General features: G+C 50.5%; 18 protein-coding genes. 13 read left to right on the plus strand and 5 right to left on the minus strand.

Annotated features, from left to right (window positions below; translation table 11 throughout):
* The first annotated feature begins 74 nt into the window (after window positions 1-74).
* The 7 genes from RBH92_RS11970 (at window position 75) to pstB (ending at window position 8,072) form a co-directional block, all read left to right on the plus strand.
* Window positions 75-356 (plus strand): type II toxin-antitoxin system Phd/YefM family antitoxin, encoded by a 282-nt coding sequence (locus RBH92_RS11970; protein WP_307932253.1) that lies wholly within the window; start codon window positions 75-77, stop codon window positions 354-356.
* A complete protein-coding gene (locus RBH92_RS11975; RefSeq protein ID WP_307932254.1) occupies window positions 353-745 on the plus strand; it encodes a PIN domain-containing protein in 393 nt (130 codons plus the stop codon). Before RBH92_RS11970 ends, RBH92_RS11975 begins: the two co-directional genes overlap by 4 nt.
* 10 nt (window positions 746-755) lie before the next feature.
* Window positions 756-3,878, plus strand: a complete 3,123-nt coding sequence (locus RBH92_RS11980; protein ID WP_307932255.1) for a type I restriction endonuclease subunit R — start codon at window positions 756-758, stop codon at window positions 3,876-3,878.
* A gap of 299 nt (window positions 3,879-4,177) precedes the next feature.
* Entirely contained in the window at window positions 4,178-5,221 is a 1,044-nt protein-coding gene (pstS, locus tag RBH92_RS11985) for a phosphate ABC transporter substrate-binding protein PstS (protein WP_307932256.1), read from the plus strand.
* Window positions 5,222-5,334: 113 nt separating this feature from the next.
* Entirely contained in the window at window positions 5,335-6,273 is a 939-nt protein-coding gene (gene pstC / locus RBH92_RS11990; protein WP_307932257.1) for a phosphate ABC transporter permease subunit PstC, read from the plus strand.
* 10 nt (window positions 6,274-6,283) lie between these two features.
* Window positions 6,284-7,132 carry a phosphate ABC transporter permease PstA gene (pstA, locus tag RBH92_RS11995; protein ID WP_307932258.1) on the plus strand — a complete coding sequence of 283 codons (849 nt, stop codon included), beginning with the start codon at window positions 6,284-6,286 and terminating at the stop codon, window positions 7,130-7,132.
* A 160-nt stretch (window positions 7,133-7,292) separates the two neighbouring features.
* Window positions 7,293-8,072: a phosphate ABC transporter ATP-binding protein PstB gene (gene pstB / locus RBH92_RS12000; RefSeq protein ID WP_307933966.1), complete on the plus strand. Its 780-nt coding sequence runs from the start codon at window positions 7,293-7,295 to the stop codon at window positions 8,070-8,072.
* Window positions 8,073-8,135: 63 nt separating this feature from the next.
* Here pstB and RBH92_RS12005 read toward each other — a convergent pair whose 3' ends face one another.
* Both RBH92_RS12005 and RBH92_RS12010 read right to left on the minus strand, forming a co-directional pair.
* Complete coding sequence (locus RBH92_RS12005; protein ID WP_307932259.1) at window positions 8,136-8,426, minus strand: hypothetical protein; 291 nt, start codon at window positions 8,424-8,426, stop codon at window positions 8,136-8,138.
* A complete protein-coding gene (locus tag RBH92_RS12010) occupies window positions 8,423-9,172 on the minus strand; it encodes an IS5 family transposase (RefSeq protein ID WP_307932260.1) in 750 nt (249 codons plus the stop codon). The genes RBH92_RS12005 and RBH92_RS12010 overlap by 4 nt, the downstream gene beginning before the upstream one ends.
* A 132-nt stretch (window positions 9,173-9,304) precedes the next feature.
* Between RBH92_RS12010 and RBH92_RS12015 the strand changes: the two genes are divergently transcribed.
* Together RBH92_RS12015 and RBH92_RS12020 are read left to right on the plus strand one after the other, a co-directional pair.
* Complete coding sequence (locus RBH92_RS12015) at window positions 9,305-10,300, plus strand: IS30 family transposase (protein WP_307931565.1); 996 nt, start codon at window positions 9,305-9,307, stop codon at window positions 10,298-10,300.
* Window positions 10,301-10,341: 41 nt separating this feature from the next.
* Window positions 10,342-10,557, plus strand: coding sequence for a hypothetical protein (locus RBH92_RS12020; protein ID WP_307932261.1), 216 nt, complete (start codon window positions 10,342-10,344; stop codon window positions 10,555-10,557).
* A gap of 439 nt (window positions 10,558-10,996) precedes the next feature.
* On the opposite strand, the gene RBH92_RS12025 is transcribed toward RBH92_RS12020, so the two are convergent.
* Genes RBH92_RS12025 through RBH92_RS12035 form a run of 3 tightly spaced genes read right to left on the minus strand, consistent with a single transcriptional unit; the run spans window position 10,997 to window position 14,368 of the window.
* Entirely contained in the window at window positions 10,997-13,597 is a 2,601-nt protein-coding gene (locus tag RBH92_RS12025; protein ID WP_307932262.1) for a DEAD/DEAH box helicase, read from the minus strand.
* 34 nt (window positions 13,598-13,631) lie between these two features.
* Complete coding sequence (locus RBH92_RS12030; protein ID WP_307932263.1) at window positions 13,632-13,952, minus strand: nucleotidyltransferase domain-containing protein; 321 nt, start codon at window positions 13,950-13,952, stop codon at window positions 13,632-13,634.
* Window positions 13,949-14,368: a nucleotidyltransferase substrate binding protein gene (locus RBH92_RS12035; protein WP_307932264.1), complete on the minus strand. Its 420-nt coding sequence runs from the start codon at window positions 14,366-14,368 to the stop codon at window positions 13,949-13,951. The genes RBH92_RS12030 and RBH92_RS12035 overlap by 4 nt, the downstream gene beginning before the upstream one ends.
* 131 nt (window positions 14,369-14,499) lie before the next feature.
* On the opposite strand from RBH92_RS12035, the gene RBH92_RS12040 reads away from it, so the two are divergent.
* From RBH92_RS12040 to RBH92_RS12055, 4 genes are all read left to right on the plus strand, one after another.
* Entirely contained in the window at window positions 14,500-15,243 is a 744-nt protein-coding gene (locus RBH92_RS12040) for a hypothetical protein (RefSeq protein WP_307932265.1), read from the plus strand.
* Between the two features lie 276 nt (window positions 15,244-15,519).
* Entirely contained in the window at window positions 15,520-16,221 is a 702-nt protein-coding gene (locus tag RBH92_RS12045; protein ID WP_307932266.1) for a PEP-CTERM sorting domain-containing protein, read from the plus strand.
* Between the two features lie 210 nt (window positions 16,222-16,431).
* Window positions 16,432-17,388, plus strand: coding sequence for an NAD-dependent epimerase/dehydratase family protein (locus RBH92_RS12050; RefSeq protein ID WP_307932267.1), 957 nt, complete (start codon window positions 16,432-16,434; stop codon window positions 17,386-17,388).
* A gap of 12 nt (window positions 17,389-17,400) precedes the next feature.
* Window positions 17,401-18,624 carry an aminotransferase class I/II-fold pyridoxal phosphate-dependent enzyme gene (locus tag RBH92_RS12055; protein WP_307932268.1) on the plus strand — a complete coding sequence of 408 codons (1,224 nt, stop codon included), beginning with the start codon at window positions 17,401-17,403 and terminating at the stop codon, window positions 18,622-18,624.
* The last annotated feature ends 29 nt before the right edge of the window (window positions 18,625-18,653 follow it).

Consider the following 18,653-nt stretch of genomic DNA (forward strand, 5'->3'; position numbering starts at 1 on the left):
TTTGCTATCGTCCGTATTGTTATACTCAACAAAACACCTATAATGGCTGAATTAGCTATTTGGAGGATTTAACCATGAGAATCATGACATCTGTCGAAGCCCAAAATCATTTTGGGGAACTGATCGACGCGGCGCAACGCGAACCGGTCACTATTACCCGGCGCGGGCGCCCGGTGGTTTATGTCGTTTCGCAACAGGAATACGATGAGTTAACCAAGCGGTTAGCCATCAATCAAAGCCAGGCTGACATTGAAAAAGCCAAAGCGGCGGTTGCGGCTTTTCGCGGCAAAGGCAAAGGCGGCGCGGTCGGGCGGCTATTGGAAGATCGCAAGGCTGATCGCGAACGGGAAGAATGAGCGGCTACTTGCTGGATACGTCTGCTTTACTGACCCTGCGCGATAATGAACCGGGAGCAGACCGGGTCAGTGCGCTGCTAAGCGATGGCTCGCCTTGTTATGGCTCTTTCATGACCTTGATGGAAGTGTTTTACCGGGTTTGGAAAGATGAGGGTGAGGCCGCCGGACGTGAAGCCTATGCGGACTGTTTTGCTTTACCGGTGATCTGGATTCATGAGTCTCCCGATATTTTACAGCGGGCCGCCGCGATTAAAGCAACGCATCCGCTATCGGTCGCCGATGCCTGGATAGCAGCAACGGCATGGGAATTGGAGGCAACGTTGGTGCATAAAGACCCGGAATTTGAGCATTTGCCGGAATTGCTGCAAGCGTGTTTGCCCTACAAATAAAGGAGACCGGGTGAGCCTTCATCACGAAATCAGTTTCGAGACTGAAATATGTGACCATCTGGCCGCGAATGGCTGGCTGTACTCAGCAGGCGACGCCAAGGATTACGATCGGGCCCGGGCCTTATTTCCGGCAGATGTCATCGCCTGGGCTCAGAATACCCAGCCCAAGTCATGGGAAACATTACAGAAGAATCACGGTGCACAGGCAATAGACGTATTACTGACTCGATTGCGTGATTCCATCAATCAGCGCGGTACCTTGGATGTCTTGCGGCGCGGCATCGAAATGATCGGTTTACGTCAATCTCTGGAGTTGGCGCAATTCAAACCCGCCTCAGCCATCAATCCGGAAATTCTCCAGCGCTATAAAGCGAACCGATTACGCGTGATTCGCCAAGTGCGTTATTCGCTGCATAACGAGAATGCGATTGATCTGGTGTTCTTTCTCAATGGCATTCCGGTAGCGACTGTCGAACTCAAAACCGATTTCACCCAATCGGTCGATGATGCCGTCGATCAATACCGGTTTGATCGTTTGTCGCGTCCTAAAGGACAAAGCGCCAGTGAGCCATTGTTATCGTTCCCAAATGGTGCGTTGGTGCATTTTGCCGTCAGCAACATGGAAGCGCGCATGACTACCCGGCTGGAAGGCGCAAAAACTCATTTTCTGCCCTTCAATCGCGGAAACAATAGCGCAGCAGGCAATCCGCCGAATGAGAAAGGCGGTCATCGCACGGCGTATTTATGGGAAAGCGTTTGGGAGCGTGATAGCTGGCTGGAGATTTTGGGCCGCTATCTGGTAACCCAGAAAGATGACAAAAAACAGATCAACAGCATTATTTTTCCCCGTTACCATCAATTGGATGCCACCCGCAAACTATTGGGAGCCGTCTTGGCGGAAGGCCCTGGCGGCAAATACCTGATCCAGCATTCAGCCGGTTCCGGTAAAACCAATTCGATTGCGTGGTCAGCGCATTTTCTGGCCGATTTGCATAAAGCTAACCATGAAAAAATGTTCGATTCCGTGCTGGTGGTATCCGACCGGGAGGTATTGGATAGCCAATTACAGGATGCCATTTTTGACTTCCAGCGCACAACCGGTGTGGTAGCGACGATCAAAGGCGAGAGCGCCAGTAAAAGTGCGGAATTGGCAGCGGCGCTCGCGGGTGGCAAGAAAATTGTGGTTTGCACCATCCAAACCTTTCCTTTTGCGCTGAAAGCCGTAGAAGAACTGGCAGCGACACAAGGCAAGCGCTTTGCCGTCATTGCCGATGAAGCGCATTCATCGCAAACTGGCGAAGCAGCGGCCAAGCTCAAAGCGGTTTTATCCGCCGAAGAATTACAGGAATTAAACGACGGCGGTGAAATCAGCACTGAAGATTTGCTGGCTGCGCAAATGGCAGCACGCTCGGCGGATGGCGGCATCAGTTATGTCGCTTTTACCGCTACCCCCAAAGCCAAGACCTTAGAATTGTTCGGGCGTAGACCCAATCCCGATTTGCCGGCCAGTGCGGATAATTTACCGGCACCGTTTCATGTCTATTCGATGCGTCAGGCGATCGAAGAAGGTTTCATCCTGGATGTGTTGCAGAACTACACACCGTATAAGCTGGCATTCAAACTGGCGCATAACGGCCAAGAACTCGATGAAAAGGAAGTGGAACGCAGCGAAGCGCTAAAGGGCATCATGCGCTGGGTCAAACTGCACCCCTACAACATCAGCCAGAAAGTACAGGTCGTCGTGGAACACTTCCGTGACAATGTAGCGCCGCTGCTGGACGGACAAGGCAAAGCAATGGTCGTGGTATCGAGCCGTCTTGAAGCGGTACGCTGGCAACTAGCCATTAATCAATACATTCAAACGCAAGGCTACAAGATCAGCACATTGGTGGCTTTTTCGGGTGAAGTCAACGATCCGCAATCCGGCCCCGAACCTTTCACGGAAACCAGCCAAACCTTGAATCCGAACTTAAAGCGGCGCGATATCCGCGATGCGTTTGACACGGATGAATTTCAAATCCTGCTGGTGGCCAACAAATTCCAAACAGGGTTCGATCAACCGTTGCTGTGCGGCATGTATGTCGATAAACGCTTGGCAGGTATTGCGGCGGTACAAACATTGTCCCGGTTAAACCGCGCTTATCCCGGCAAAGATACCACTTATGTCGTCGATTTCGTCAATGATCCGGAAGAAATACTCAACGCATTCAAAACATACTACGATACCGCTGAGTTATCGGGAGTAACCGACCCGCATCTTGTTTATGATCTGCGTATGAAACTCGATGCCGCCGGTTATTACGACGATTTTGAGGTCGAGCGTGTGGTTGCAGTCGAGTTTAATCCCAATTCTAAACAAAGCGATCTGGCTGCTGCACTGGAGCCGGTGGTATCCAGACTGTTAAACCGGTACAAAGCGGTTCAGGAAAAACTGAAAACGGCTCATGCCAAAGAGGACGCCAAAGCAACTGAAGAAGCCCAGAATGAATTGAATGCGCTGGTGTTGTTTAAGCACGACATGACGGCATTCCAGCGGATGTATGCCTTTCTGTCGCAAATCTTTGATTATGGAAATACCGCGATTGAAAAACGCTTCTATTTTTACAAGCGCCTGCTGCCGCTGCTGGAGTTTGGGCGCGAGCGGGAAGGTATCGACCTCTCGAAAGTGATACTCACCCACCATACGCTGAAGCATCAAGGCAAAAGAACGTTGTCACTCAATAATGGCGAGTACCCCAAGCTGCAACCCATTAGCGAATCGGGCAGCGGCTCGGTTCAGGAAAAGGAAAAAGCGCATCTCTACGAAATTATTGCCAGAGTGAATGACTTGTTCGAAGGCGATATTACCGAAGATGACCGGCTGGTTTATGTGAACAATGTGATCAAAGGAAAGCTGCTTGAATCAGAAATCCTTATCCAGCAGGCATCCAACAATACCAAAGAACAATTTTCAAATTCTCCTGATTTAGCCAAAGAACTCATGAATGCGATCATGGATGCCTTTGCAGCACATAGCACGATGAGCAAACAGGCACTGGATTCAGAAAAAGTGCGCAACGGGATGCAAGAAATACTGCTTGGCCCGGCGCAGCTTTATGAGAAATTGCGGGAGCGGTCTAAACTTCAACCATAGAAAAGCAATTCCATATAGCGTTTTGTTGCTTATAAAGCACTACGCTCCCTTCTATGTAAATAGATAACCGCTTGACCCAAGCGCTTTGGCAGTAAAAAGCGTCACGACGGCCCCGGAGGCTGTGGGCGTGTTGAATTGGGTTTTTTACCTCCCTTACCGCACCTCCCAGCCAGCTTCTTGCTGGCAGCCGTTGGGGGGAATTGCATTGCAATCTGTACGTCATCAGTTTGTCACATCAACGGGTTACTATTTCATCTCATTTAAATTCCATTCATTGTTAGTTAACAGGAGAAGAGGGTATGAAATTACCGGTTAGTGCCATGTTGTTTGCAACCGGCCTGTTGTTCGCGGCTGCCGCGGGTGCGGCCGACATTACCGGCGCGGGTGCGACTTTTCCTTACCCGGTTTATGCCAAGTGGGCGGATGCCTACCATAAGGCAACCGGTATCCGGATGAATTATCAATCCATCGGCTCCGGCGGCGGTATCAAGCAAATCAAAGCCGGAACGGTCGATTTCGGCGCGTCGGATAAACCGCTGTCGCCGGAAGAATTGGAAAAAACCGGGTTAATTCAGTTCCCGACCGTTTTGGGCGGTGTTGTGCCGATCATCAACCTGGAAGGCGTTCAGGAAGGTCAATTGAAATTGACCGGTGCAGTGCTGGCCGATATTTTTCTGGGAAAAATCAAGCGCTGGAATGACCCCGCGATTGCGAGTCTGAATGCCGGACTCAACCTGCCTGCGAGCAATATTGCCGTGGTGCATCGGGCTGATGGCTCCGGCACGACTTTTTTGTTTACCGATTACTTGAGCAAAGTAAGTCCGGCATGGAAAGAGAAAGTGGGTGCGGATGCTTCCGTGTCGTGGCCGATTGGCACCGGCGGTAAAGGTAATGAAGGCGTCGCCAATTTCGTTAAGCAGATTAAAAATTCGATCGGTTATGTCGAAGCGGCTTATGTGAAGCAAAGCCGCATGAATTTCGTGCAACTGCAGAATCTGGACGGTGCTTTTGTAATACCCACAGAGGGAAATTTCAGAGCTGCCGCAGCCAATGCGCAATGGGATAGCGCCGGCTTTTATGAAATCCTTACGAACAAACCGGGTTTGGAAAGCTGGCCGATCACCGGCGCCACCTTTGTATTAATGCATAAAGTTCAGAAAAAACCGGGGCAGGCGCTGGCGGTGCTGAAATTTTTCGAATGGGGCTATACCTCTGGCGGTTCCATGGCGCTCGATCTTGATTACATTCCGTTGCCAGACGATGTTGTGAGCCGGATAAAAGAATCCTGGACAGCTAATGTGAAAGGAAAAGATGGGCAGATTATTTACCCCGGTGGACAGTGATAGTCAGTGCGATAGCAGTGGCAAGCGGGTTTGCGATTTTGCTTTGAAGGCTGATACTGATACCAAGATTGCAATGTGAGTATAACGGTAGTTTTAATAATAGATTTTATGCAATGTTAACCAAACAGCGGCTTTGGGATGCGATATTCCGCAAAACGACCTGGTTTTTTACCGTGGTCGTATTGGTGCTGCTGGTAGCGCTTATTATTTCTCTGATCATCGGCAGCATGCCGGCACTGAAGGTTTTTGGTCCAGGATTTATCACCAGCTCGGACTGGAATCCTGTCGCTGAGCGTTTCGGAGCATTGGTGCCGATCGTCGGTACCGTGATGACCTCGATGATCGCGCTGGCCATCGGCATTCCGGTAAGCTTCGGGATTGCGTTGTTTCTGACCGAGTTATCGCCGCTGTGGTTGCGGCGTCCGTTGGGCACCGCGATCGAATTGCTGGCCGGCATTCCCAGCATCATTTACGGCATGTGGGGATTATTCGTGTTTGCTCCGTTCTTTGCAGCGACGACCCAGCCATGGCTGCAGGAAACATTGGGGCATTTACCCGGAATTGGATTGTTGTTTGAAGGCGCCTTCATGGGAATCGGCATGCTGACTGCGGGAATCATCCTGGCCATTATGGTGATTCCATTTATCGCAGCGGTGATGCGCGACGTCTTCGAAATCGTGCCGCCGATGCTGAAGGAGTCTGCGTATGCATTCGGCGCCACTACTTGGGAAGTGCTGTGGAATATTGTCTTGCCCTATACCAAATCCGGCGTCATCGGCGGCATCATGCTGGGATTGGGGCGGGCTCTGGGTGAAACCATGGCGGTTACATTCGTGATCGGTAACGCTCATCAACTGCATGCTTCATTGTTCATGCCGGGGAACAGTATTGCTTCGGCGCTGGCGAATGAATTTACTGAAGCCGATGGTGAGCTTTATACCTCGGCATTGATTGCGCTCGGATTGATACTGTTTGTCATCACATTTGTGGTGCTGGCGTGTTCTAAATTGATGTTGATGCAATTGAAAAAACGCGAAGGCGTCACTGCTTAAAAGAGACTTCATGAAGATTCCCATCTATACCCGGCGGCGCATGATCAATGCGTTTCATCTGACCTGTTCGGTGTTGGCCATGATTTTCGGCTTGTTCTGGTTATCCTGGATTTTAGTAACACTGTTTGGCAAGGGCTTCGATGGCATCAGCATGGCATTGTTTACCGAGATGACACCGGCGCCCGGCAGCAGCGGCGGTTTGCTGAATGCCATTGCCGGCAGTTTGATGATGGTAACGCTGGCTACCATGATCGGCACGCCCATCGGGATACTGGCTGGCACCTACCTGGCCGAATTTGGCCAAAAGGGCTGGCTGGCATCAAGCACGCGGTTTGTAAACGATATTTTGCTATCGGCGCCGTCGATCGTGATCGGGTTGTTCGTTTACACCGTTTATGTGGCGAAAGTGGGGCATTTTTCCGGGTGGGCCGGAGCGCTGGCATTATCGCTGATCGTTATTCCGGTGGTTGTGCGTACCACCGAGGATATGCTGCGGCTGGTCCCGGATAGCCTGCGCGAAGCCGCCGCCGCGCTGGGCGCGCCACAGTGGAAAGTGGTAACGCTGGTAACCTGGCGGGCATCGCAAGTCGGGATATTGACCGGCGTATTGCTGGCGGTTGCGCGTATTAGCGGGGAAACGGCTCCGCTGCTTTTCACCGCGCTGAATAATCAGTTTTGGAGCGCGGATATGAATCAGCCGATGGCCAATTTGCCGGTGGTGATTTTTCAGTTTGCTATGAGTCCGTATGAGTCCTGGCAGGAATTGGCTTGGGCTGGCGCGCTGTTGATCACGTTGAGCGTGCTGGGCCTGAATATCATTGCGCGGTTGTTCTTGCGCAAACAGGTTTTGCGGGGATAGCGGGCGGCGATGCGCGTTGCCGGATTACCTCGGAACCATTGTTCACTCACTATGAAAGACTTTTATGATGATAAATCAAGAAATCATGTTTGATAGTAAATTATTCGGATCATCCGGTTCTTCGCAACAGATGAAAGCTGTCACGGCATTGAAACCCGGGATGACCGCTAGTCAGAACATCGATGCGGATGCCAAAGTCATCATCAACGATTTAAACTTCTTTTATGGCAAGCTGCATGCGCTGAAGTCCATCAGAATGAATATTCTGGAAAAAAAAGTGACCGCTTTCATCGGCCCCTCCGGTTGCGGTAAATCAACGCTGCTACGGACTTTAAACCGCATGTATCAGTTATATCCCGGGCAAGTTGCGCAAGGCGAAATTATCGTAGACGGGTTGAATATTCTCGATAACAAGCAGGATATCAATATGTTGCGCGCGCGCATGGGGATGGTTTTTCAGAAGCCGACACCTTTTCCGATGTCCATTTACGATAATGTCGCATTCGGCGTCAAGTTGTACGAAAGTCTAAACCGCAACGAAATGATGGAGCGCGTGGAGTGGGCATTGCAAAAAGCCGCGCTCTGGGATGAAGTAAAAGACAAGCTGGATCACAGCGGCATCAGCCTCTCCGGCGGCCAGCAGCAACGCTTGTGCATCGCTCGCGCCATTGCCGTGAAACCCGAAGTGGTGCTGCTCGATGAACCGACCTCGGCGCTGGATCCGATTTCAACCGCCCATATCGAAGACCTGATATTCCAGCTTAAGCAAGACTATACCATCGTCATCGTTACGCACAATATGCAACAGGCCGCGCGTGTTTCCGACTATACCGCGTATATGTATCTGGGCGAGCTGATCGAATTTGGCGATACTGACATCATTTTTACCACACCGAGGCAAAAAGCGACGGAAGATTATATTACCGGGAAGTTTGGTTAGAAGGTCTATAGCTAAAGCAGTTGCTACATCGAAAATGATCTAATCCACTACAGCTCCATAAATTTATTCTTTAATAAAAAATTCAATGGTTTCAACTGGAAATATGGGGTCTACCTGAGAAAGCGAAAAAGATTGCGAGACGCCGGTTTCTCCAGTAGTCCGGGCCATGAATGAATTATCGAGTTTGGTGACACTTTTAAGCGTAAATGCCTGCTTTGAGGGTAAGTAATCAAAAACCAGTGTATACGTACTGGGGAAGCTAGTGTCACTCAACAGGATCGGATCGCCGCGCACAATGTCTTCATTCCGCACAATACTGCCGTACGAGATCACTAGGGTCTGTTGATATTTCACATAGATAACCACAAATATCCACACGCCATAGCCACCATACTCTCGAAATTTCTCTTCAGTTTGTCGTATCGTGTCGCTACTGCCCGATATTGCTTTAGCCGGGCAAAAGCATTCTCCACCAAATGCCGGTATCTATATAAGCCCCAATCCCTGCCGGCGTTACCCTTCAATGCGTTGCGCTTTCTCGGTATCACGGCTTGAGCTCCTCTCCTGGCTATTTGTTCCCGGATACTTTCGCTGTCATAGCCCTTGTCCGCTACAATCGCTTTCGCCTCAGGCAACTTGGCAATCAAATCAGGTGCTGCTGAACAGTCATTGACTTCTCCGCCGGTGATTTCAAACTCAACCGGCAAGCCATAACCATCGACCGCCAAATGGATCTTTGTGGTATTACCTGCACGGCTTTTCCCGATGGCCTGTGATTGTTGACTTACCGCCCCCGCACTATGCTGATGCGCTTTAACATAGCTGCCATCAATAAATTCCCATTCACAATCCGGGTCAATAGCCAATGTCTTGAAAACTCTTAACCATTTGCTGCTTAATGACCACGCATTAAATCTTTTATAGATCGAATTCCAGCAGCCGAATGCTTCGGGCAAATCCCGCCACGGACATCCAACTCGCATTCGATACAGCATACCTTCTACCGTCAGGCGCAGATTGCGCTTGTTATATATCGCTTCTTGAAGCAGAATCTTCTCTAGCTTCGACCAAAACTCATCACTGAGCATCAATCGGGGCATCGCAAACTCGTTTTGTTGGTGGTATAAGAATCCGGTGGATTCAAAATTGAAGTGCAACTTTTGTAAGGAAGTTTAGGAAGCAAGCTGCGGTAGTATCGGAGCTTCTTAAACGACCAAGTAGAAGGAGCACAGATGAAGCACTACAAGCAGCTCACCAGCGAGCAACGATACCAGATTTCCGGCTTGAAGAAGGCGGGTTTGAACCAATCGCGAATAGCGGATGCAGTGGGCGTGAGCAAGTCGACGATTTCGCGGGAATTCAGGCGGAACAAGGGTCGGCGTGACTGGTATCCCAAGCAGGCGCAGGAATTACGGAACGAGCGCCGAAAACAATGCGCCAACGCCCAGCGTTTATCAATGTCGGACTGGACGGAAGTTGAGCGATTGGTTCGGCTGGACATGAGTCCGGAGCAAGCGGCCCGTCGACTTGCTTTGGAAAGTGTGTTGCAGATCAGTCACGAGACGATCTACTTGCACATATATGCAGACAAGCGTCGAGGTGGCGACCTGTGGCGGCATTTGCGTTGCCAGAAGCCCCGCAGGAAGCGTTATGCGAGCGGTCAAGAGCGCCGGGGCACGATCAAGAACCGGATCGGCATTGATGAGCGTCCGGGGATCGTGGATCAGAAGAACCGCATAGGCGACTGGGAGGGCGACACCGTAATCGGCAAGAACCATCAAGGCGCATTGGTTACGCTGGCCGAGAGGAAGTCGCGCTACATTCTGGCAGCCCAAGTGCCCGGCAAACATGCATCGGGCGTAACGGCGGCGGTAACGCGATTGCTGCGCCCCCATAAACGCAAGTGCCACACCATGACATTCGACAACGGGAAAGAATTTGCGGAGCATGAAACCATTGCTGCGAAACTCAATGTGGATATCTACTTCGCTCATCCTTATCATTCATGGGAGCGCGGCTTGAACGAGAACAGCAATGGTCTGCTGCGGCAGTATTTCCCCAAGGGAATGGAATTGATTAAGGTGACCCAGGAACAAGTACAATGGGCGGTGGATAGACTCAACCATCGACCGCGCAAGGTGCTTGGATTCAGAACCCCGTTTGAGGTGTTCTTCGGAAAGACGGTGCGCTATACCAAGCCACCGCTAGGTGTTGCACTTCGAAGTTGAATCCGCGAAGTCTTTGACAGGGTCTGGCAGCGATTTAAAAAATGAGCTACTGGTTTCACCCTGATGCGGAAAGTGAATTTAACCAAGCGATCGATTATTACGAGGAGATTGAAACCGGACTTGGTTATGATTTTGCCATCGAGGTATATACAACGATTCAACGCTCGCTTATTTATCCGAATGCATGGCCGGTTTTGGAAGGCGATATCCGGCGTTGCCTGGTCAGGCGTTTCCCGTACGGTGTTTTGTTTTTATAACGCTGAAGCACAAATACCCCAGCGAGATCGCACCGGCTCTTCCGCCAAGCGCAAATTCTCATCCAAAGTAATGTAAGAGTGCTCCGGTTCCTGGATAATCCGTAGCAGCGTCGGTGGTGGTTTATTTCCTTATATTAGATGACAACAACTTAACGTTTTAGGAATCTCGAACTCCGATCTATCTTGGTTATTCCATAGATACAGCATGGTTTCTCAAAAATTAATTGAGAGTATCTCTGTTATATTTGCAAAGAATTCAGACGGTTTGCATCGAATACGCAGGCATGCTGAAAGAGCTGTGCCAAGATTTGAGTACGAGTTGTGTGGTCACCAAAATTGGAATTAGGTTTTTTTAAGATTTTCTTAGACGCTCAATCGCGCGGATTGTGAAGCTGTAGAAATGCAAAGCATGATCCCGGTTTTTCCTTGTTGAAGAAGGTCATTGCTGTTTGACTCTTGCCAATGAGGAAAGCTTTTTACTCGTCAATCTTGATAGGATGTCATCGTTGCTCAGCCTCGCTTCTGTAATCTTGCTTGCAGCAAATTCCCGCCACCCAATAATTCCGGGTGACTGGAATGAATCCCAAAGAGTACGCATTGTTGTCATGCACTCTTCTGAAAATTTTTTGAAGTCTTCAACGCTGATATAAAAAATATCTCCCGTGTGAGGTTTAGCAGCAGAATGTAATTTATCTGAAGTTGAACAAAATACGACCGAGAAATTTACTCCTGGATGTTCGGCTGCGAGGGTATCTGGATGCGCCTTAGCTTGTAGTGTTTTCTCCTTGGAAATAATTGGTTTCTCCCCAGTCGCCGTGTAATCTTCAAAGACAATGCCGTGTCGTCCAAAGATCCACCAAGGATCTGGATCGCCGGATCGTTCAGTGTTGCCCGATTCAAAACCTAGTAAGTGACCGAGCTTAACCTGTGCTTCTTCAAACGGTTTTGATTCCTGGTTTGAAAGTCCTTCCCTGATAGCCTGGAAATATTTTTCGATTTTTGCGCTGCCTGACTTACCAAACCGTTCGAGGACTCCTTCTATACGTTCGATGCGCTCTCCGTAAATGATATCGATAGGCACTTCTTTTGCCTGACTGGAGATCTGTTCTTGAATCTGTTTAAGCCATGGCAGCGTACTAGCGCATAAAAATGCCGCCGAGAAATGTTCTTGAGCTATCGGTGCTTGCTTTGCCTGGTAGGCTGCTGAGCCAGCAAGGTAATTCCAAAGCGCAGAATATCCCTTCAGATTATGTCCACCGGCAAGGCTGGCCAACACGTCTTTTGCGGAAGAGAGCGCGCTGTCAAAATCGCCGGACCAAAGGGCATCGTGAAATTTCACTTCATGAACAACAGAGTTCCCGAGCGGACTTGCCGATGGTATGGGTGATTGAGTCAGTTCGTCTCTTGTTTCCAATATATGGTTATCAGCTGATTTCCACTCTGGCCCGTGGACAACGAATATGTCGATGTTATCCCCCAGTTCAGACGGATTATCGACTTTTGATTGTTCGACACCGAAATTGACTTCGGCCTGAAGTTCCGGATGCAGTGTTTCTCTCTTTTCCGGCATGTGGAAATACTGATGCACCTTGTCGCCGATGATAACCACGAGCGCGTAGTCGGTTGATGAACGTGTGCATCTTCCTAACGCCTGAGTGATCCTGGTGCGGATGCGAACCTGGAAGAGGATAGAGGCCCCAAGGCGGCTGATGATGAAGCGCTCCTGCAGATTTGTGGATTCCGGAAGACCATAGATGATTAGGTATCTGCATTCGTCTCCGATCAGATCGATTCCGTCATACCTGTTCGCCAGAACTGCAATGGCGGAACTTGCTTGGGTAAATGATTTCTTCGACGCCTCCAATTGTGCGGCGTCAAAGAGGGTATGACCCTGCGTCGCCGGAAGTGCCTCAATGGCTTCTCTGACTTTATCGGCGTCGCGGTTACTTGGGGTGAGGACGAGTGCTCTGTCAAATTTCGTAGTCCAGGAAATCGCGAGGCTCAATGAAGCCGCTTCATCCCACATCCGCATGGGAAACACGAAGAAACGTCTACCGATTCCCTGTTTATCCCAGCCCTCTGGAGCAGGTATCCGTTCGATTTTCTTACGCCCGAAAATTCTTTCCAGATCACCACCTTCTCCGAGAGTCGCGGACATATAAATGCGCTGCCGCGCATTCTGAAACGGTGCGAAGCTCTTGGTGGGCGCGATAAGAGGACGAATGAGAATGGAATTGCTGGTGTAATAGAGATGGCAAGCGTGAAGGTGATCTCTGATCATGCGCCATCGATAACCGTATTCCTCCGGGTTCTCATCGTCTCTGGAGGCATTGTCAATCGCTGCCGTCAGAGCGGTCCTGCACTTGAGTAAATAAGGCGTTGGAATCTTGTTCACGAATGACGTATCAAGCGATCCATCATTATTCTGATTGACATTGCTCTGGTCGTAACGGAGCCGGTCATTTTCTGTGGTATAAGGTGTGATGATCTGCCAGATTGCATCGAAGGTGGTTGCATCTTGATAACGTCGAACTTCTAATGACCAGAAACTCGACACATAATTCTCGGCGGCGTGGGCATCGTCAAAAATGAGTGTATGAACGTCGCTGAAAAACGGGTTCGTATTAAACAGAGTGCTGTAGGTGGCAACACCTATTGATTCGCAATTAATGAAAGCAGTCTTATCGGTCTCCGGGTATTGGTGTTTAGAGCCCGAAAAGTCAAGCGCGTTGATCCCATATTTTTCTTTGGCCTGTTCGACGACCTGATGGACAAGTTGTTTGGTGGGACAAAGCACAAGACATCTCTCCCGTTTTGTTCTTCTGCGCCACTCTGCTATCAGAAGACCAACCAGGGTTTTACCGCTGCCGGTGGGTAATTCAAGCGCTATATCTCGCTTGTCAATATGACTCATGTATTTGCGAAGCATGTCTGCCTGCTGCGCAAGAAGCCCTTCAACGGTACGATCTCGTAGGTCACGGAACAACGATTCAGGGTCTTTGATGGATATCGAAGAATTTTGAGGGATTTTAAATGTCATGGAATATGTTCTGTTTCTGATTATTCAGAGTCTTTCATTTTTTTCTTTCATAAATAGCAACCCCAACCCTATCGATATGCGCGATCAAGCCGGTGTTTTCAAGCTGGCGGTATTGCGACAAATCGACGGTATACGGCAGCATCAGATCGTCGATTTCGTTTTCGATTTGCATTAGTTCATCGAACGGAATTTCGTTACCTTTGATGGTCAGGTCGATATCGGAGCCTGCACGGTAATTTCCCTTGGCGCGTGAGCCGTACAGCAGCACCGAGTCGATGGCGGCGTGTTGCGCGAATACGCTGTTGAGCTTTTCCAATGTGGCAGGCGGTAAGCCGAACGGACGCTCATCGGTCATGATAGGTATTTTCCCATTTCGTCTTTTAACGCGACGAACAAGGGGTAATACTGATGGATGATCGCATCGGTCAATCGCTCGGCGGTACGTTCATCGTAAGTGTGCGATGAAACATTGCGGCTTTGTATCATCGCCATCCACTGCTCACCGTCTTGAATCAATTCAACCTTGAAAGCTTCCCGGGTGGCATCCCTGGAGCCTTTGATATTTTGATTGCCTTGCGCTTGCAAGAAATCTTTCAGAAGATTCCAAGCCAATTCATGCGTGAATTCGAATGCCTGGATGACACCTTGTTTTTCCAATCCGCTAAGCGGGCGTTGTTGGCTGAGCTCAACGGCGCCTTGTAACTGCAGCAAGGCTTTTTGGTAGCTGTTGAAACGCTGTTGCCAGCGGATATCGAGGTTATTCATGGTCATTTACTTTTCACGCAGCATCGCGGATGTTTGCATTGTCTTGATTTAACGATTATAAGCAAATTTCAGATTGATCGAATTGATGATTCATGCTTTTAAAAATGTTTTGAATATTGTAGTAAGGATCATATTAAATGATGTTTAAGCCGCTTGAGATGTTAAAACCTTTTCTGTTGATAGCTTCGATCGTTCTCCTATCCGGCTGCGCAACGCTCCAGCATGACGCCACCACCACTTACACCCACGCAGTCACAGACGCGGCGGTGGCGGAGGAAAGTGAAATCAATGACCGGTTATTTGCCATCAACTCAGCGAATCAAGCCTTGCAGTGGCAGGATGGCAAGGTGCTGGTGGTGACTTGGAAAAGCCAGTCGTCGTTTGATGACAATTACAAAGAACAGGCACATACCTCGCTCGAAGAAAAGTTTGTTACTTGGGTAACGGCAGCGCCGCAGGTGCAGGAATTTTGCCGGGATTACGTCCGGCAAAATCCGCAAGGCGATCTCGATTTGCGCTTGAAGCAGTATCTGGGACTTAAGCCCGATTCGCATTACGAGGTGTTTGTCGAGCTATGGGTCGATCCGGCGGATCTGTTCCGGCCTTGTGTCGATCCGGAGATTCACGACAGCCGTTGTGAATTGAAATTTGCCGAGAATGAAATACCGCAGGTGCGAAACATCGTTAATTATCCGGCTTTCTACAAAAATCTTTATTTCAACGACTTCCGCTCCCGCCCCGGCGTGCCGTGGACAGGGCTGGGGTATACCTACGATTGGGGCAATCCGCACAGTCGCGCCGGCGCCAGCGAGTATATCTTACGGCCGGGATCGCCCTATCAAATCAAGCGTGACGTGACGACGGCCGAATATTGCCGCTGAGTTTTTTTGTGACAGACAGGCTTGATGTGCCAGAACCAGTAAAAACAGGACAAATGTCCTAGTAAACTAGGAGCGTTGTTCTATTGGGTGGGTCAGTGGCGTCGATTAAGATTAATTTAATATCCTGATGGGATATTGTATTTTTCAATAAACTTTTGTTGTTGGCAGGCAGTGTGAGTTTTCAATAATCAGCCAAGTCAAGAGAAGGCTTTGTAAGTTTCTTTAATGTTTTGACTTCGCTCCAGTTTCATTACTTCAGACTTAAAGGAGTATCAAATGAAGAAATCTCTTTTAACAACCACATTTTGTTTATCACTCTTGTCGTTTACGTCTGTTACCCAAGCAGCGCCGATTTTAATCGATTTTGACGATGTATCCGGCTCCAGGGTTGAGATCACCAACCGCTATGCGGCATTGGGAGTGACCTTGAACGCCATCGACAATCCTTTCCCGCTTTCCGGCGCTTTTCCCGCGCCAGCGGCATTACCAACGATTCGTGGCGGCGTATCGACCTGGACCGAAGGTTTTGCCTCGGCAGTTTCACCGCCTCAGGTTGCGGTCAGCATGCCGTATCCCGGAGTAACCGAGTATGGCGATGGCGGCATCTTGATCAGCTTTGCGTTTGACGTGAACAGCGTATCGCTGGTGGGAGTCGATAATGGCACCAATTTGGGCACGGATGACGAATCGGTGACGTTGACGGCTTATGACGCGGCGGGAAGCCAGATCGGTCAGGTTTACAGCACCACGAATTTACCGGGTATTTATGATCAGACACCGGCTTCCATCGCAATGGACGGCATCCGCTATGTCGCATTTAACTATACCGATTCCAATTTCGGCTTTTATTCGATCGACAATCTGGAATTTGTAGCGGCGCCGATTCCTGAGCCTAATATGGTATTTTTGCTTGGCGCGGGTTTGATCGCGTTGTTTGGATTCCGCAGAAAGCTCAGCCGGGTTAACGCTCGCCGCTAAATTCTCACCGGAATCGCAGCGCGATTCCATTCAATCAGATTCGACAATCATCGGCTAAGGCCGGTGGTTGTTGGTATTAGAGTCCGGTCTGGTATTCGTTATTGCTCCATAACTCAAGCCTGTTGTTTGAATTTCCAGTATCGCCGTACCGCCAATCTATCGCTCGGCTCATGGCATAAGCCGGTATGATGCTACGTTAAGGAGGTGACGATGGCAAAAATTCTGGTGACCGGAGCGACCGGTCAGATTGGCGTCGAGTTGACGCTGGCGCTGCGCGAGCATTACGGAGCGGATAATGTGATCGCTGCAGGGCATCGCCGCGAGCCGCCCGGCGGTTTGGCGCAAGCCGGGCTGTATTGCAGCCTCGATGTACGCAATGCGGCGGCGCTTGATTCGGTGGTGACAGCGCACGGTATCACGGTGATTTATCACTTGGCTGCGCTGCTTTCCGCCGTGGCGGAGGAACAGCCGCTGCAAGCCTGGGATATCAACATGAACGGTTTGCTCAATGTATTGGAAAGCGCGCGCCAGCATGGCTGCCAAGTGTTTTTTCCGAGTTCGATTGCCGCATTCGGCCCTGGTACGCCGCCGTTCAATACGCCGCAAGATACCGTGCAACGTCCGTCGACGATCTATGGCATTACCAAAGTCACGGGTGAGTTGCTGTGCGATTACTATTACCGCCGCTATGGCATCGATGCGCGCGGCGTGCGTTATCCTGGATTGATTTCAAACCAGGTGTTGCCGGGCGGCGGCACTACCGATTACGCCGTCGATATTTTTTACGCGGCAGTGCGGCAACGGCATTACGATTGCTTTTTGCGCGCGGATACGCAACTCGATATGATGTACATGCCGGATGCGATTGCCGCGGCGATGCAGTTGATGCAGGCCGATGCCAGCCGGTTGATGCACCGCAACGGTTTCAATGTCACCGCGATGAGCTTTACCCCGGCGCAATTGGCGGCAGCCATTCAACAGCATTTACCGGATTTCACCATCGCTTACGCCATCGATCCGCTACGCCAAGCAATTGCCGATTCCTGGCCGCGCCATATGGACGATAGTGCCGCCCGCGCCGAATGGGGTTGGCAGCCGCGCTACGATTTATCAGCGATGGTGAATGATATGCTGCGGCATATCACGGCGAAACTACGCAACAAATAACCGGAGGGTGTCATGACGCTTGCAAAAATCGAACCGTTGTTCCAGGCAAAACTCAATCAATTGCAACAGCAAGGCGTGCGCAAGGGCGACGAAAAAATCGTCACCGGCGTGCTGCCGCCGTCCGATGGCTTCGGGCCGCGTTACCGGTTGCACGGTTATGAGGATCGCGCTTTTCTGCGCATGAATTCGAATTCTTATCTGGGACTGGCGCGGCATCCGGCGGTGATCGAAGCGGAAACGCGGGCAGCCGAGGAATTTGGCGCCGGTCCCGGCGCGGTGCGCTTTATCAGCGGCACGTATGCGCCGCACATCGAGCTGGAGCGGCGGCTGGCGGCGTTTCATGGCCGTGAAGCGGCGATGTTGTTCAGCGCCGCGTATGCCACGATGGTCGGCGTGCTGCCGCAATTGATTTCCGAACAGACTTTAGTGGTCAGCGATGCGCTTAACCATAATTGCATCATCAACGCGATCCGGCTGGCGCATTCAGCCGGCAAGGCAATTTATAAACACAGCACGATCGGCGAACTGGAAACGATTCTGAGCACCAACCGCGATCGCTTTCAGCGGGTGTGTGTTGTCACCGACGGCATTTTCAGCATGCGCGGCGATCATGCGCCGCTGGCCGAGCTCGATGCTTGCTGCGAACAACACCAAGGCGATTATCCCGAAGGAATCGTGACCATCGTCGATGATTCGCACGGCATCGGCGCATTCGGCGCCACCGGGCGCGGCACCGAAGAAGTGACCGGCACGCGCGCGGATGTGCTGATCGGCACGCTCGGCAAGGCGTTCGGCGTCAACGGCGGTTACGTCGTAGCCAGCACGGCCACTATCGCCTATTTACGAGAAACCGCGCCGCTGTATATCTATTCCAATCCGATTACCCCCGCCGAGGCCGCTGCCGCATTGGCGGCATTGGATGTACTGGAAAGCCCCGAAGGCTTACGTCTGCTCGAACAACTGCGCCATTTCAGCCGTAAATTGCGAACCGGTCTGCAGCAGCTCGGTTTTGAAACACTCGACGGCGAGCATCCAATCGTGCCTATCTTCATTCGCGATACCGCGCAAACCGCGGCGTTGGTTACGCATCTGCTCGATCATAATATTCTCGCAACCGGTTTGAACTATCCGGTCGTGCCGCAAGGCGATCAGGAAATCCGTTTGCAAGTTTCCACAGAACACACCGAGAAAGATTTGGATTATCTGTTGGAAGTGCTGAGGTGTTTTAACAGTTAATTGACAGTAAACCACGAATGATAACGGTA

It is taken from the genome of Nitrosomonas sp. sh817 (genome assembly GCF_030908545.1).
Lineage (GTDB): Bacteria > Pseudomonadota > Gammaproteobacteria > Burkholderiales > Nitrosomonadaceae > Nitrosomonas.